The sequence below is a fragment of the Candidatus Binatia bacterium genome (assembly GCA_036563615.1).
In the GTDB taxonomy this organism is placed as follows: domain Bacteria; phylum Desulfobacterota; class Binatia; order UBA12015; family UBA12015; genus DATCMB01.
On the sequence record DATCMB010000014.1, the window covers coordinates 13159 to 26026 of the forward strand.

Sequence of the window (12868 nt, forward strand, 5' to 3'; positions counted from 1 at the left end):
GCCGCCGGCGCACCGAGCAAAGGCCCGTTCTCCGACCCACACCCTGCCCGGCTCACGCTTCCCGCAGCGCAAGAGCCGATCCATTGCTTGACGTCCTCCAGGTTCCCCTGGTCCGCGCATGCGCCGTCACGCTCGGCGCGTGCGAAGCGCGCGGCAAGCAACCGATCGCAAGCGCCGTAGTCGGGCGCTGCTGCGTCGCGCAGAGCCTTCGCTTCGGCGAGGAACAAGCATTCGGCATACGCTCCGGCCGCACGCAGCTTCTGCTGGGCGCAGCTCGTGCCGTCGTCGGTTGCGCCGAAGGCAAACGTGGGGAGTGAGCAAAGGATGAGGATGGCGAGCGCCCCTCGGCAGGCGTCGAACCCGTGTCGCTGGACCATGGCGAGCCTCCTACGTGTCGCGTCGAGCCCCGCGCTGGAGCGGGACCGTTCTGAGGAGGATTTCGGAGTGATCGTGACGCGACTTAAACAATTGGCACTATGACTGCAGATTTATTTCAGAGGTCGCGGGAGACGTCAATGGGGGACGAGGACGCAGCCGCGCAGAGATGCGCCGGCAACGCCCCGCGCGGACGCGGGATGCGCCGCCACGCAGCTTGCGATCTGCGTCAGGCGGGCAGCGTGTAGCGACGGTCGATCGCGTCGCACACCAGGCGACGGCTCTCGCGCGGCGAGAGGCGCGCCGCCTCGGCCTCGATGGCCGCGACCTCGTTCGCGAGATCGGGATCCTTGATCGTGCTGCGCAGCCACTCCGAGTAGTGGCCGCCGCGGAGATGGTAGAGCCAGGTCTCGTCGTCGACGCCGTCGGCGAGCTGGCAGAAGACGACGAGGTTGGTCGCGCGCAGCGCGAGGCGTCCATGCGGACCGCGGAACACGAAGCTGTGCGGACCGAGGTTGCCCTCCGCGTACTTGCGCATGTGGCGCAGGCGGTCGGCGCGCGCCGGCAGGACCTTGGCGCGAAACGGCGGCTCCTCCGAGCGCAGGTTCCACACCAGCACGTACCCGCGCCCGAGGCGTGACGTCGACACCGGCGGCGCGGGTCTGCCGAGCGCCGCCGCGAGCTCGGCGAGCGTCGCCTCCGGCGACGGCCCGACCGCGACCGCGACGTCGACCAGCTCGAGCACCGGCCGCGCGACCAGCCCCGGCCGCACGGTCACCATCATCCCCTCGCCGATCCGCTGCGGCAGCAGACCCGCCGCGAGCCCCCAGCCGGCGGGAAGCAGGTGGTGCACCTCGTCGATGACGATCCAGTGCGGCCGTCCGGTGCGCGCCCGCATGCCGAGCAGCATCGGCATGAGCTCGCCGAAGAACGCCGGGCGCTCGTCGAGCGGCACGCCGAGCAGGTTGATGACGACGTTGGTCGCCGGCTCGGAGAGCACGCCGCTGATCTCGGAGATGTGCGGCACGCGCAGCCGGCTGCCGAGCGTGACGATGTCGTCGAGCGTCGAGTAGTCGCCTTCCGGGTCGATGATGCAGACCTGATAGGCCTGCTCGATCAGGCGCTCGATGACGCCGGTCGCGAACGTCGACTTGCCGGCGCCCGACGGACCGGCGACGAGCAGGTTCTGCCCGTAGATCGGGAAGTCGACCTCGCTGCCGTCGTCGCGCAGCCCGAGCACGATGCGCTGGTGCGGGCCGATCTGCCTGCCGGCGAGGTCGGTCCGCACGAGCTCGTCGATCAGCTCGACGACGCCCTGCCCGTTCGCACCGGCGGTCACGAAGTGCGCTTCCGCACGGACCGCCGGCACCGCGTTCGCGACCGCGACCGCGCACTCGCAGACCTCGAACAGCGAGTGGTCGTTCGCCGAATCGCCGACCGCGACGACCTCGTGCGGCGAGAGCCCCATGCGGTGGAGCGCCGCGCGCAGACCCGAGCCCTTGTTCACGCCCGGCGGCAGCACCATCACGGCGTCGCCGTTGAAGACGATCTGCAGCTCGAGCGCGAGCGCGTGCACCGTCTGGATCGCCTCGACCTCGTGCGGGTGGTGCGTCGCGAGCAGCACGCGTCCGCGGTCGACGGGAACGGCGCGCCCGACGAGCACCTCCGCGAAGGCGTCGGGCACGGGCGGCGCCAGCGTCTCGACCTCGCGCGACTCGGGCCAGTAGAGCACCGCGCCGTTCTCCGCGACCACGCACGCGAGCAGGTCGAAGCGGTCGTAGACCGTCTGCAGGTCCTCGAGCCGCCGACCGGTGACCAGGATCGCGCGACGCCCCGAGCCGCGCAGCCGCTCGAGCGCGTCGATCGTCTCACGAGCGACGACGCCCGCGCTGGCAAGCGTTCCGTCGTAGTCGGTGGCTAGGGCGAGATAGCGCATGCTCGCGGACTCTTCCGGAATCTACCAGGAAGGTCCACGAGGCAAGCCTCGCGCCGTCCGTGACCGTTGCGCGGAACTGCTCTCGGGCGCTCGTCCGCCGCGCTCGACGTCCTTCGCGGCGCCGCGCGGACGCCGGCTACGGGCAGCCGCTCGCGGGCACCGAGCCCGACTTCAACTCGTTGCGGCGCCAGCAGTTGCTCGTCCCCTCGTCGAGAACGTCCAGCACGAAGCCGTCGACGTGGTCTCCTTGGATGACGCTGCACCGTGCCAACCCGCACGAGCGAGGCGACGAGACCCGATGCGTGCCTCAGAACCGCTTGACGAGCCGTGGCGCCGGTCGCGCCGCGGACTTGTCGCCCGCGCCGCCCGGCCGCACCGACGTCGCGGCGTCGGTGCCCGCGGTGGGATCGAAGTTGTCCCAGCGCGCGTCCGACGTCGAGCTGATGCCGCTGACCTGCAGCGCGAAGTCGTCCGGGTTGGTCGCTTGGCGCAGCGCCTCCTCGTAGGTGATGAGGCCGGCGCGGTAGAGGCCCATCAACGACTGGTCGAAGGTCTGCGTGCCGTACGACACGTGGCCCTTGGCGATCGCGTCGGTGAGCTCGCGCGGGCTGCGCGTCGGATCCTTGATGATGTCGCGCACGAGCGCGGTGTTGACCAGGATCTCGACCGCGGGGACGAGCCCCTTGCCGTCCGCGCGCGGCACGAGCCGCTGGCTGATGATGCCCTTCAGCACCGACGACAGCACGACGCGGATCTGCTCGCGCTGGTGGTCGGGGAACGCCTGGATGACGCGGGTCACGGTCTCGGGGGCGTCCAGCGTGTGCAGCGTGCTCATGACCAGGTGACCGGTCTCGGCCGACATGATCGCGGTCTCGATGGTCTCGAGGTCGCGCATCTCACCGACCAGGATCACGTCCGGGTCCTGACGCAGAGCGCCCTTCAGACCCGCGGCGAAGCTCGTCACGTCGACGCCGACCTCGCGCTGGCTGATGATCGAGAGCTTGTCCTCGTGCGTGTACTCGATCGGGTCCTCGATCGTGATCATGTGCAGCGCTTCGGTCTGGTTCAGCAGGTCGATCATCGACGCGAGCGTCGTCGACTTGCCGGAGCCCGTCGTGCCGGTGACCAGGATCAGACCGCGCGATTCCTTGGCGAGCGTCTCGACGATCTTCGGGAGCTGGAGCTCCGCGAGCGAGCGGATGTTGCGCGGGATCGCACGCATCGCGATCCGCAGCTCGCCGCGCTGGTGGTAGACGTTGACGCGGAAGCGGCCGATCTCCTCGTTGCCGTAGCCGAGGTCGAGCTGGCGGTCGGCCTCGAGCCGCTCGCGCTGCTTCTCGTCCGCCATCTGCGCGATCAGGTCCTTCATGTCCTGCTCGGTCAGCGCCGGAAAGGTGTCGTCCGGGCCGAGCTGGCCGAAGCGGCGGAAGAACGGCGGCGCGCCGACCTTGAGGTGGATGTCGGACGCCTCGCGGTCGAGCGCCGTACGCAGGATGTCGTCGATCGACAGCATGGACCCCCCGAGGAGACCTTCGGCGCACTCCGGATGGAGCTTGAGCGCCCGCCGCGACGGCGTCAGGCGCGCGGGCGCTCCTCGGGCGGCGTCACCCGCGCCCAGAGCAGGAGCTCCGTGTCGGACGGGGACAGGCCGTCCGTCCGGCCACTGAAGTACGCGCGGCGCTCCTCCTCGAGGGTCAGCGGCCGGATCTCGCGGAAGCCCGCGTCCCGCAGAAGCTGCCGCATCTCGTCGGTCGAGAAGAACGAGACGAAGCGTGCGCCCATGTGGCTCGCGAAGCGGACGGCGGGCCGCTTTCGCGCTTCCGGCACGCAGTATGTCAAAACCAGCTCGGTCCGCGGTCCGAGCCCGGCGATCCAGCGCAGCGTCCGCTCGATCGCGTCGCGGCGCAGGTACATCGTCACCGCGAGCCACGAGACGAAGGTCGGGGCGCGCGGGTCGAAGGTCGAGCGCGCGAACGCGTCGGACGGCGACTGCCTCTCGAAGTCGCACGCCACGAGCTCGCAGCGCGGCGGGATCCGGATGCCCCCGGCCGCCAGACGCTCGCGCTTCCAGGCCTGCGACTCCGGCGTGTCGACCTCGAACACCCGCAGGCGCGCGAGCGCCCCGCTCGCCCGGTACGCGAAGGTGTCGAGGCCGGCGCCGAGGATGACGTACTGCTCGACGCCGCGCGCGACCGCCTCGGCGAGGCGATCCTCGGTGTAGCGCGAGCGCACGACCCACGCCGCGGTGCTCTCGGGAAACGCCGCCTTGGCGCGGAGCACGTGCTCGTCGGGGACGCCGAGGAGACGCTGCGCCAGCGAGTCGACGAAGATCTTCGGCTCGCCGTCGAGCAGCAGGTGCGCGATCCGCCACAGCGCGGCGCCGGCGGCGGTTCGACCGACGGGGGTCAATCCATCCATGGCTTGACGTCCTTCCGGTGCTGACGGTGCACGTCACCGGAGTGGAGCCGCGCGAACGGATCGACCACGCTTCTCGACGCTGCGACGGCGCCGAACGACGAGGGACCAGCGTCGACTCGTCGCCCGGGAAGGACTGGCTCGCGTAGCCCGGCCGGCCGTTCGTGACGGCTCGTTCTCCGAGCGGCTTCAGCTAGCCAGCAGTCGGAATGCGTGTCAACCAAATTCTGGTTGCACGCCTCGCTGCGGGGTCAAAAAGAAAGAATTTTCTGGCGGGGGGAGCCGCGGTCGGGGCGGACCAGCGGCGAAGGCGAGCCGAGCGGGAGCGAAGCGCCCTTCGCCCCCGCTCGTGTCCGAGGTGAGTTCTTACTTGCGACGCGAGGACGCGGCCGCCGCGGTCTCGCCGCGGCCGGCGGCCGCCGCCATGGCCGAGGTGCGCGAGCTGCCGTTGCTCTCGACGTCGCCCGACGCCGCGTCGCTCGCGGGCGCGGCCTCGGCCGCAGCGGCCGCGGCGGCGGCGCCGCGCGCCGGGACGCCGCGCTTCTCGCGGATCTTGGCCTCGATCCGCGCCGCGACCTCCGGGTGCTCGCGCAGGAACTCCTTCGCGTTCTCGCGGCCCTGGCCGATGCGCTCGCCCTCGAAGGCGAACCACGAGCCGGACTTCTCGACGATCCCGTCCTCGGCGCCGAGGTCGAGGATCTCGCCCTCGCGCGAGATGCCGCGGCCGTAGAGGATGTCGAACTCGGCCTCGCGGAACGGCGGCGCGACCTTGTTCTTGACGATCTTGACCTTGGTGCGGCTGCCGATCACCTCGTCGCCCTGCTTGATGGCGCCGATGCGGCGGATGTCCATGCGCACCGAGGCGTAGAACTTGAGCGCGTTGCCGCCGGTCGTGGTCTCCGGGTTGCCGAACATGACGCCGATCTTCATCCGGATCTGGTTGATGAAGATGACGATCGTGCGCGAGCGCGCGATGGTCGCGGTGAGCTTGCGCAGCGCCTGCGACATGAGGCGCGCCTGGAGGCCCATCTGCGGGTCGCCCATGTCGCCCTCGAGCTCGGCGCGCGGCACCAGCGCCGCGACCGAGTCGACCACCAGCACGTCGAGCGCGCCCGAGCGCACGAGCGTCTCGGCGATCTCGAGCGCCTGCTCGCCGTTGTCCGGCTGCGACACCAGCAGGTCCTCGAGCTTCACGCCGAGCTTGCGCGCGTAGCCGGTGTCGAGCGCGTGCTCGGCGTCGATGAAGGCGGAGACGCCGCCCTCCTTCTGGGCCTCGGCGATGATCTGCAGGGCGAGCGTCGTCTTGCCGGACGACTCCGGACCGTAGATCTCGATCACGCGCCCGCGCGGCACGCCGCCGACGCCGAGCGCCAGGTCGAGGGCGAGCGAGCCGGTCGACACCGCCTGGATGTCCTCGATCGGGGCATCGGCGCCGAGCTTCATGATCGCGCCCTTGCCAAACTGCTTCTCGATCTGGCTCATCGCCAGCTCCATCGCCCGCTCACGATTCGCGTCCATCACGTCCTCCTGACCTCAACCCGGCGATGCGCTCGCCCCTCACGTTGGCTGTTCACCCTATAGACTCGCGACCGTCGGCTCGTCGATGTCGTGCAAAGCAAGTTTCGCCTTTTTTTCGATACCTGCGGTCGTATCACCTGCGGAAGCCGGATTCCACCACCGGCAGCCCGAGCGCCCAGCGCCGCACCCAGTCGAGCGCGAGCTGCGAGGTGAGGAGCTTCACCCAGTCGCGGGTCCCCCAGAGCTGGTGGCGGCGGGAGACGAGCATGCCCTCCGCCGAGAGCGCGAAGCACACCGTGCCGACGGGGCGCTCGGGCGTGCCGCCGTCCGGGCCGGCGATGCCGGTGGTCGCGATCGCGACGTCGGCGCCCGCGCGCCGACGCGCGCCCTCGGCCATCTCGCGCGCGGTCTCCTCGCTGACCGCGCCGAACCGCGCGAGCGTCTCGGGCGACACCCCGAGGACGTCGCGCTTCGCCTCGTTCGAGTAGGTCACGTAGTCGGCGAGGAAGTACGCCGAGCAGCCCGGCACCTCGGTGAGGCGGTGGCCGATGAGCCCGCCCGAGCAGGACTCGGCGACCGCGAGCGTCGCGCCGCGCGCGCGCAGCGCCGCACCGGTCGCGGCCTCCATCGTGGTGTCGCCCTCGGCGAAGATCACCGGACCGAGCGTCTCGTGCAGGCGCGCCGACAGCTCCTCGAGGCGCCGCTCGGCGGCACCCGGCAGGTCGCGCACGACGAGCTTCACCGAGATCTGCGGGAAGCTCGCGCGGAAGCCGACGCGCGCCTCGTCCGGGGTGATGATCCTGCTCACCGCCTCGTCGAGCGCCGACTCGCTCATGCCGAAGGTCTGGAAGATCCGCACCGCGAGCACCGTCTTCGAGCCGCGCAGCTCGCGGATCCACGGCACGACCTGCTCGTCGAACATCGGCTTCATCTCGCGCGGCACGCCGGGCAGCACGACCAGGTGGCGCGGCACGGTCACCATGGTGCCGTCCGGACCCGGGATGCGGCGCTCGCAGGACACGCGGTAGCCCGGCGCGGTGCCGAGCGCGTTCTCGACGATCACGGCGCCTTCCGGGATCTGTGCTTGACGGAGGTTGTTCTCCGGCATCGCGCGTCCCAGGCGCGCGAAGAGCTGACGGATCTTCTCCGCCGACGGCTCGTCGAAGCGCAGGCCGACGCCGAGCACGCGCGCGACGGTCTCGGTGGTGAGGTCGTCGATCGTCGGACCGAGCCCGCCCGTCGAGATCACCAGATCGCCGAGCTCGAAGGCGCGCTCCCACGCCCACGCGATGCGCTCGCGGTAGTCGCCGACCGTGAGCACCGCGACCACGTCGAGACCGAGCGACACGCAGCGATCCGCGATCCACTGCGCGTTGGTGTCGGCGATCTTGCCCGTCGTGAGCTCGTCGCCGGTCGAGAGAATGACGACCTTCTCCAGCACGCTCAAAGGATGACCCTCGCGAGCAGGTTTGCATAGACGCCGCTCACGACGTCGTCGAGCACGACGCCCGCGCCGCCCGGCATCCGCCGGTCGATCGCGCTCGCGGGCCAGAGCTTCAGCACGTCGAGCACGCGGAAGACGACGAACAGCACGATCACGTTGCGCAGCGACGGCGCGAAGCCGTAGAGCGCGATCGCCATCCCGACGATCTCGTCGAGCACGATCTTGCCGCTGTCGTGCTCGCCGAGCAGCGCGTCGGCGCGATCCGAGATCCAGATCGCCACCAGCACCGCCACGACGAGCAGCGCCGCGTGCACGGCGAGCGACGAGGTGAGCGCGGTCAGCGCGAAGTGCAGCGCGATGCCGAGCAGGCTGCCGAACGTGCCCGAAGCGTACGGCACGTACCCCAACCCCGCTCCGCTCGCGAAGAACAAGATGACCCCGCGCGCCGCGATGCGGGGCTTCTAGATGCGGCCCGGCGGGCGGTCAAGCACGCTCGCGCGGTCGCCTTGCCACGCTCGCGGGCAACCACTAGGCGACCGCTCGTGAGCGCCAAGAAGCTGTCTCGTCTGCCGAAGATCGAACCCCTGGCGATCTCGCCCGGGATCTCGGTGCAGGACCTCGTCGATCGCTGCTTCCTGTCCTACAACGCCGGACGCCTGCGCGAGGCCTGCCAGCTGTTCTCGCGTCGCATGCTCGAGCCCGACGTCACGGTCGGCTTGAGCCTGACCGGCGCGCTGACCCCCGCGGGCCTCGCGACCTCGGCGCTCGTGCCGCTGATCGAGGCCGGCTTCATCGACTGGATCGTGTCGACCGGCGCCAACCTCTACCACGACACGCACTACGGCATCGGCCTCGCCATGCACCAGGGCAACCCGACGGTGAGCGACGTCGAGCTGCGCAAGGAAGGCGTCGTCCGGATCTACGACATCTTCTTCGACTACGACGTGCTGCTGAAGACCGACGCCTTCTACCGCGAGGTCGTCCGTCAGCCGGAGTTCCAGCAGGAGATGGGCACGGCGGAGTTCCACTGGAAGGTGGGACGCTACGTCGCCGAGCGCGAGCGCGCGCTCGGACTCACCCGCAAGTCGCTCCTCGCGGCGGCGCACGAGCACGGCGTGCCGATCTACACCTCGTCGCCGGGCGACTCGTCGATCGGCATGAACGTCGCGGCGCTCGAGCTCGAGGGCAGCAAGCTGCGCATCAACCCCTCGCGCGACGTCAACGAGACCGCCGCCATCGTCTGGAACGCGAAGCAGTCGGGCGGCAAGAGCGCCGTCTTCATCCTCGGCGGCGGCTCGCCGAAGAACTTCGTCCTGCAGACCGAGCCGCAGATCCAGGAGGTCCTCGGCCTCGACGAGAGCGGGCACGACTACTTCATCCAGATGACCGACGCCCGCCCGGACACCGGCGGCCTCTCCGGCGCGACGCCGGCCGAGGCGGTGAGCTGGGGCAAGATCAACCCCGACGCCCTGCCCGACACCGTGGTCTGCTACGTCGACTCGACGATCGGCCTGCCCGTGCTCGCCGCCTACGCGCTCGCGACCCACGCGCCGCGCAAGCCGCGCCGCCTCTATGAGCAGCGCGATGCGCTCCACGAGGAGCTGCGCAAAGCCTATCTCGCTCGCCTCGGCAAGTGAGCGCTGATTGGCATGGGGACGCGCTGACGGATCCGCAAGAAACAATAGCGGAAATGCGGGTCTTGCAGAGTTGCGCGATCGCTTGAACGGATTTTTCGATGGTTCTGGTGGCACCGGGCTTGCTGAACGCCCAGGCCGACCGGGCGATCTACCGGATACCGAGATCCTGGCTCACGCACCCGAGCAAACTGACCTCTCCGCCCACATCGTAACCGTACCCTGAGACCCTGAACCTGCGATCGCCCGGTCACGCTTCTTCTTCCTCTCTCCTCTCTCCCGCGTCGCTCCTGAAGCCCCGTCGCCCGTGCTAGCCTGAGCCGGCCGATGGCCGAAGCCGGTCCCGCACGAGGCGACGACCCGCGCGCGCCCGTGGTCTTCTTCGACGGCGCGTGCCCGCTGTGTAACCGCAGCGTTGCGTTCCTCGCGGCCAAGGACCGCGCCGGACGCCTGCGCTTGGCCCACCTGCAGGGACGCTTCGCCCAGGAGACGCTCGACCCGGAGCTGCGCGACGTCGGCCTCGACGGCAGCGTCGTGGTCCTCGAGCCCGCGGCTGGCGGCGGCGCCGGGCGGGTCAGCCTGCGCAGCGCCGCGGTGCTGCGCGCCCTCGCGCACGCGACCGACCGGCCGTGGCTCGCGCGGCTCGCCGAGCGGCCGATGGTCGTGCGGCTCCTCGACCCGCTCTACCGCTTCGTCACCCGCCGGCGCGATCGCTGGTTCGGACGCGAGCCGGCGTGCGTCATGCCCGATCCCGAGCTGCGCGCGCGCTTCCTCGACTGAGGCGGCGGCCGGTCAGCGGTAGAACGACGCGATCGCCTCGACCACCCGCTGCTGCTGCTCGTCGGTGAGCTCGGGGTACATCGGCAGCGCCAGCACCTCGGCGGCGGCGCGCTCGGTCTCCGGCAGATCGCCCGCGCGGTAGCCGAGCGACGAGAAGCAGCGCTGCAGGTGCAGCGGGATCGGATAGTAGATCTCGCTGCCGACGCCGCGCTCGGCGAGGTGCGCGCGCAGCTCGTCGCGCCGCGGGACGCGCACGACGTACTGGTGGAAGACGTGCCGCGCGCCCGGCGCGACCGTCGGACGCCGCACGATCCCGTCGAGCCCGGCGGCGCCGATCAGCTCGTCGTAGACCGCCGCGCGACGGATGCGCGCCTCGGTCCAGGCCGCGAGATGGCGCAGCTTCACCGACAGGATCGCCGCCTGGAGCGCGTCGAGCCGGCTGTTGATCCCGACCTCGACGTGCTCGTAGCGCTTCTCCGAGCCGTGCTCGCGCAGCCGGCGGACGCGGGCGGCGAGCATGCCGTCGCCCGTCGTCACCAGGCCGGCGTCGCCCGCCGCGCCGAGGTTCTTCGTCGGGTAGAAGCTGAAGCAGCCGAGGTCGCCCCACGCGCCCGCCGCGACGCCGTCGCGCGAAGCGCCGATCGCCTGCGCCGCGTCCTCGACGATCGGCAGGCGGTGCTGGCGCGCGACCTCGTCGAAGGCGCGCACGTCGACGCACTGCCCGTAGAGGTGCACCGGCAGGATCGCGCGCGTGCTCGGCGTGACCGCGCGCGCGGCCGCGTTCGGATCGAGCAGGAAGTCGTCCGGCCGGATGTCGGCGAACACCGGCACCGCGCCGATGCGCACGATCGCCGACGCGGTCGCGAAGAAGGTGAAGGCGCTGGTCACCACCTCGTCGCCAGGTCGAACGTCGAGCGCGAGCAGCGCGAGCAGCAGCGCGTCCGAGCCCGACGCGCAGCCGATCGCGTGCGACACGCCGATCGCCTGCGCGACTTCGCTCTCGAAGGCGGCGACGCGCTCGCCGAGCACCCAGCGTCCGCTGCGCAGCACCTCGAGCACGGCCGGCTCGAGCTCGTGCGCGATCGCAGCGTACTGCGCACGAAGGTCGAGCTGCGGGATGGGATCACCGCTCATGGGGTCGTCGTTCGGTTGGGTCACGGCGCGACGCGGTCGCGCAGGATGGCGGGGATGGTGCGCAGCGCGATCTCGAGGTCGAGGCGCAGCGACCAGCGGTCGATGTACTCGAGGTCGGCGCGCAGTCCGGAGAGGAACGGCTGGCCGAGGCGGTTGCTCACCTGCCAGAGGCCGGTGATCCCGGGCGGCATCGAGAAGCGCTTGCGCTGCCACGGCTCGAAGCCGGAGATCTCGCTCGGCAGCATCGGCCGCGGCCCGATCAGGCTCATGTCGCCGAGCAGGACGTTGATCAGCTGCGGCAGCTCGTCGAGGTCGAAGCGGCGCAGCACGCGGCCGACGCGGGTCACGCGCGGGTCGCGGCGCAGCTTGAAGATCGGTCCGTCGGCCTCGTTGAGGTCGTGCAGCACGTCCTTCAAGTGCTCCGAGCCCTCGTACATGCTGCGGAACTTGAACATCTTGAAGCGCCGCTTGTTGAGCCCGATGCGCTCCTGGACGAAGAACACCGGCCCCGGCGAGTCGAGCTTGATGGCGATCGCGATGATCAGCCAGAGCGGCGCGGTCGCGAGGATCAGGATCGGCGCCAGCACGAGGTCGATCGCCATCTTGACGGCGCGCCCCCAGGGCCAGTGCTCCTGCGGGTTCACCGACAGCAGGCGCTGATCCGCCATCTGCTCGAGGGTCGCGCGCTCGAGACCCGCGCCGAGCGCGTCGAGCGCGAGGTGCAGGACGACGCCCTCGCGGTCGCACGCCTGGATCAGGTAGCCGATCTCGCGCGCGCTGAACGCGTCGGTCGCGACCGCGACCTCGTCGATCGCCTCGCGGCCGAGGAACTCCGCGAGCGAGGTCAGCATCGGCGGATCGCCCGACGTTCCGGATCGGCTCTCGCCGAGCACGGAGCGCTCGGGCGCGCGTAGCGCCTCGGGCGACAGGCGCGCGACCACCGTGACCCCGAACGCCGCCTCGTCGGCGAGCACGCGCGCGAAGCGCTCGGTCGTCTCGTCGTCGCCGATCAGCAGGACGCGCGCCGCCCCCGCACCCGACGCGCGCAATCGACTCGCGACGTGGCTGAAGACGACCCGCGCCGTCGACAGCAGCACGACCGCGCTCACGCCGTAGAGACCGACGAACAGACGGCTCACGTAGCTGAGCTTGAAGACGAACAGCACCGCGAGCGTGAAGATCAGCGCGAGGCCGACGGCGGCAGCGGTGCGGCGCACGGCGTCCCAGAGGTGCAGCAGGCGCGACGACGCGTAGCAGTCGAGCCACCACATCGCGACCAGGGTCGCGATCGCGGCCACCGCCGCCGGCGCGATGTAGACCTCCGGGTCGTAGAGCCGCGTCAAGTCGGCGGGCAGCAGACGGGTCTTCGCGTAGTACGCGAGCGGGAACGCCAGCAGGAGAAGGAGCCCGTCGACGATCTGCGCGAGGTGGCGGAAGTGCGCGGCAGGACCGGCGCGCGCCACCGCGCGCTGGCGGCGAAAGCCGCTGCGCCCGTTGTTGCGATCGGGGCTCGGCGCGGCAGAACCCCCGGAGCTCAGGCCCGGGCCCACCCCGGCGTGCCTTCCCGCAACCGCGGCCATCCCAGGGTGCGCGTTAGCCCAGTGCGGAAGGGGGCGCAAGGCACGCGCGCGG

At 70.9% G+C, this 12868-nt stretch carries 10 protein-coding genes; 2 read left to right on the forward strand and 8 right to left on the reverse strand.

The genetic code is table 11. The features are described from left to right. Nucleotides 1–604 precede the first annotated feature (604 nt). From VIS07_10580 to VIS07_10605, 6 genes are all read right to left on the reverse strand, one after another. Nucleotides 605–2311 (reverse strand): HAD-IIB family hydrolase, encoded by a 1707-nt coding sequence (locus VIS07_10580; protein HEY8515946.1) that lies wholly within the window; start codon nt 2309–2311, stop codon nt 605–607. Nucleotides 2312–2618: 307 nt separating this feature from the next. After that, nucleotides 2619–3824, reverse strand: a complete 1206-nt coding sequence (locus tag VIS07_10585; GenBank protein HEY8515947.1) for a type IV pilus twitching motility protein PilT — start codon at nt 3822–3824, stop codon at nt 2619–2621. Nucleotides 3825–3886: 62 nt separating this feature from the next. Beyond that, entirely contained in the window at nt 3887–4729 is an 843-nt protein-coding gene (locus VIS07_10590; protein HEY8515948.1) for a class I SAM-dependent methyltransferase, read from the reverse strand. Nucleotides 4730–5092: 363 nt separating this feature from the next. Next, the gene (gene recA / locus VIS07_10595; GenBank protein HEY8515949.1) at nt 5093–6244 is read right to left on the reverse strand and encodes a recombinase RecA; all 1152 of its coding nucleotides are present in this window, start codon (nt 6242–6244) and stop codon (nt 5093–5095) included. Between the two features lie 133 nt (nt 6245–6377). After that, entirely contained in the window at nt 6378–7685 is a 1308-nt protein-coding gene (locus VIS07_10600; GenBank protein HEY8515950.1) for a competence/damage-inducible protein A, read from the reverse strand. A 2-nt stretch (nt 7686–7687) separates the two neighbouring features. Then, nucleotides 7688–8119 (reverse strand): phosphatidylglycerophosphatase A, encoded by a 432-nt coding sequence (locus VIS07_10605; protein ID HEY8515951.1) that lies wholly within the window; start codon nt 8117–8119, stop codon nt 7688–7690. Nucleotides 8120–8230: 111 nt separating this feature from the next. Here VIS07_10605 and speY point away from each other — a divergent pair, with 111 nt between their 5' ends. Then, nucleotides 8231–9325 (forward strand): deoxyhypusine synthase, encoded by a 1095-nt coding sequence (gene speY, locus VIS07_10610; GenBank protein HEY8515952.1) that lies wholly within the window; start codon nt 8231–8233, stop codon nt 9323–9325. 324 nt (nt 9326–9649) lie between these two features. Beyond that, nucleotides 9650–10102, forward strand: coding sequence for a DCC1-like thiol-disulfide oxidoreductase family protein (locus VIS07_10615; protein ID HEY8515953.1), 453 nt, complete (start codon nt 9650–9652; stop codon nt 10100–10102). Between the two features lie 12 nt (nt 10103–10114). On the opposite strand, the gene VIS07_10620 is transcribed toward VIS07_10615, so the two are convergent. Both VIS07_10620 and VIS07_10625 read right to left on the reverse strand, forming a co-directional pair. Next, entirely contained in the window at nt 10115–11236 is a 1122-nt protein-coding gene (locus tag VIS07_10620) for a DegT/DnrJ/EryC1/StrS family aminotransferase (protein HEY8515954.1), read from the reverse strand. A 20-nt stretch (nt 11237–11256) separates the two neighbouring features. Then, the gene (locus VIS07_10625; GenBank protein HEY8515955.1) at nt 11257–12786 is read right to left on the reverse strand and encodes a sugar transferase; all 1530 of its coding nucleotides are present in this window, start codon (nt 12784–12786) and stop codon (nt 11257–11259) included. Nucleotides 12787–12868 lie beyond the last annotated feature (82 nt).

What these genes read in the sequence shown, in the direction of transcription:
- VIS07_10620 (HEY8515954.1), bottom strand. Translation starts at nt 11,236, where the DNA reads ATGAGCGGTGATCCCATCCCGCAGCTCGACCTTCGTGCGCAGTACGCT.
- VIS07_10615 (HEY8515953.1), top strand. Translation starts at nt 9,650, where the DNA reads ATGGCCGAAGCCGGTCCCGCACGAGGCGACGACCCGCGCGCGCCCGTG.
- recA (HEY8515949.1), bottom strand. Translation starts at nt 6,244, where the DNA reads ATGGACGCGAATCGTGAGCGGGCGATGGAGCTGGCGATGAGCCAGATC.
- VIS07_10585 (HEY8515947.1), bottom strand. Translation starts at nt 3,824, where the DNA reads ATGCTGTCGATCGACGACATCCTGCGTACGGCGCTCGACCGCGAGGCG.
- VIS07_10590 (HEY8515948.1), bottom strand. Translation starts at nt 4,729, where the DNA reads ATGGATGGATTGACCCCCGTCGGTCGAACCGCCGCCGGCGCCGCGCTG.
- VIS07_10580 (HEY8515946.1), bottom strand. Translation starts at nt 2,311, where the DNA reads ATGCGCTATCTCGCCCTAGCCACCGACTACGACGGAACGCTTGCCAGC.